Annotated in this window: 1 protein-coding gene and 2 pseudogenes; all 3 read left to right on the top strand. The window is 39.8% G+C overall.

Going from position 1 to position 2,728, the window contains the following annotated elements:
- Positions 1-239: 239 nt before the first annotated feature.
- Positions 240-1,788, top strand: a pseudogene (locus CDZ78_RS17860) (type I restriction-modification system subunit M); the annotation flags it as partial.
- On the top strand, positions 1,778-2,314 hold the full coding sequence (locus tag CDZ78_RS17865; RefSeq protein WP_087871192.1) for a restriction endonuclease subunit S: 537 nt from the start codon (positions 1,778-1,780) through the stop codon (positions 2,312-2,314). The pseudogene CDZ78_RS17860 and the gene CDZ78_RS17865, both read left to right, overlap by 11 nt.
- A 187-nt stretch (positions 2,315-2,501) precedes the next feature.
- A pseudogene (locus CDZ78_RS22730) lies at positions 2,502-2,728 on the top strand (IS701 family transposase); the annotation flags it as partial.

Consider the following 2,728-nt stretch of genomic DNA (forward strand, 5'->3'; position numbering starts at 1 on the left):
CACCAACATTCATTCGCCTACGCAGCGAATGGGAGATGCCCTGGTCGCCCTGCGTCCGTCTCAACTACGCACAAAACCCTGCTCCGTTAAGACTACCTCAAATGGCTGGACGGCTATTCGGAATGCAATTCTTGCCTCCCTCGCGCGCTACTAGCGCACTTCGGATCAGCGAATTGCCCTGTCGCCTACCAGGGACTAAAAATCATCACTCCGCTTAGGCTCCGTTTCCCTGATTTTAAGCGGATGCTTTTGAAGAAAGGCAAGATGAATTGCTTGAGCTGTTTAAAACCGAAAGTGATGACAATATCTATTACCTTCCCTCTGAAGATTATGATTGTGATGACTATTATCAAACAGCCATAGCCGAAGAGCTGGAGTTGTTAGAATATTACCAAGAGAAAAATGTATTCTGGGTGCCAAAAACAGCACGCTGGAGTATTTTAAAAAATAAAGCCACTTTACCGATAGGTAGTGTACTTTGGCAGGATTCACAAGGGCAAGATGTTAAATTTCGCTCGGTTTCTTGGCTCATTGATAATGCTCTGGATGAAATTGAAAAATCCAACCCTAAACTGAAAGGCATTTTAAACCGCATCAGCCAATATCAACTGGATAATGACAAACTCATTGGTTTAATCAACACGTTTTCCGATACAAGCTTTAGCAAACCAGAATATAAAGGTGAACGGCTCAACCTGCAAAGTAAAGATATACTAGGTCATGTTTACGAATATTTCTTAGGTCAATTTGCGCTGGCGGAAGGTAAACAAGGCGGTCAATATTACACGCCTAAAAGTATTGTTACCTTAATCGTAGAAATGCTAGAACCCTACCAAGGGCGTGTGTATGATCCTGCGATGGGGTCTGGTGGGTTCTTTGTTTCCAGTGAAAAATTTATAGAAGAACACGCAAAAGAACAGCATTACGACCCAGCTGAACAAAAAAAGCATATTTCCGTGTATGGGCAAGAGTCGAACCCCACCACTTGGAAATTGGCGGCCATGAATATGGCGATACGCGGCATTGACTTTAATTTTGGTAAAAAGAATGCCGATACGTTTTTTAGATGATCAACATACCGATTTAAGAGCGGACTTTGTGATGGCAAATCCGCCATTCAATATGAAAGAGTGGTGGCACGCAAAATTAGAAGAAGATGTCCGCTGGCAATATGGTACGCCGCCACAAGGTAATGCCAACTTTGCATGGATGCAACATATGCTGCATCATCTCGCTCCGTCGGGCAGTATGGCCTTATTACTGGCTAATGGATCGATGAGTTCTAATACCAATAATGAAGGTAAGATAAGAAAAAACCTGATTGAACAGAATTTAGTTGCTTGTATGGTGGCTTTACCTGGGCAACTGTTTACCAATACCCAAATTCCCGCCTGTATCTGGTTACTGAGTAAAGCCAAAGCTCGTAAAGGTGAGGTGCTGTTTATTGATGCACGTAATTTAGGGTTTATGAAAGGCCGTGTTCTGCGTGATTTTAAAGCTGAAGATATTAAACAAATTGCGGATACTTATCATGCTTGGCAGCAAAGTGAAGGGTATGATGATGAAGCAGGTTTTTGTTACTCTGCTAAATTAGCTGATATTGAAAAACATGATTTTGTATTAACACCTGGGCGTTATGTGGGAGCGGCTGAACAAGAAGATGATGGAGAGCCATTTGCAGAGAAAATGGCTAGATTGACTGAGCAGTTGAAGGGGCAGTTTGTAGAGAGTACAAAATTGGAGGCTGAGATTAAGGATAATTTAAAGGGACTAGGTTATGAGTGTTAATTGGCCTGTTCTGACATTGGGCAATGTTTGTGAAAAGATAACTGATGGAGCGCATAAAAGCCCTAAATCAGTAAGCATTGGGAGACCAATGGCATCTGTTAAAGATCTTACTCGATTTGGAGTAAACTTGAGCCACGCAAGATTAATTAGTCAGAAAGATTTTGAAGATCTGGTAAATCAAGGATGCCAACCTCAAGTTGGTGATGTATTAATTGCCAAAGATGGTAATAGTGCATTAGATACTGTTTGTACCATTGATAAGCCACTTGATGCCGTAATGCTATCATCAGTAGCTATATTACGACCAAATAAGGCAAAATTAGATTCAGATTTTTTAAAATATTATTTTTGTTCTAGAAACGTAATTGAATATTTAAAGAACAACTTTATATCTGGTGCTGCAATACCTAGAGTTGTTCTACGTGATTTAAAAAAAGCTGCAATTAAAGTACCTAGCCTTGAAGAACAAAAAAATATTTCAAAAGTATTACGTTCTTTAGATAATCTGAAGTTTCCTAGTTTTTAAAGCATAAGAATATTAGTTAGTGCTTATTTTTAATAAATATTAGCATTCCCTAATAACACTGGCATTCCGTTTGCTAAAACCCTTGAATTTACTTAAAAAACAACAGGTTAATGATGAATGAGACCTGTTTTTACTGTATAATAAAAGATGTTAACTCATTGATTATACAAACAAAACGGCCTCATTCATGTTCATTTTACGCGATATTTTACTCCCGCTTCAAGATCATTTTTCCGAAACCACTTTAGGCCGCGAACGAGCCTCTCTGTTTGTTTACACGATCCTGTCCATTATCGTTCCCTTTACGTCGTCGATGACATCTAACCTTTGGCGTTGCCTTGATACGCTGTTTGGGTTTGAGATCAAGAATAAGCGATTTTACACTTTCATGGCTTCTCCAACGCTACCGTGGGC

This window comes from Bathymodiolus platifrons methanotrophic gill symbiont, from assembly GCF_002189065.1.
GTDB lineage: Bacteria > Pseudomonadota > Gammaproteobacteria > Methylococcales > Methylomonadaceae > Methyloprofundus.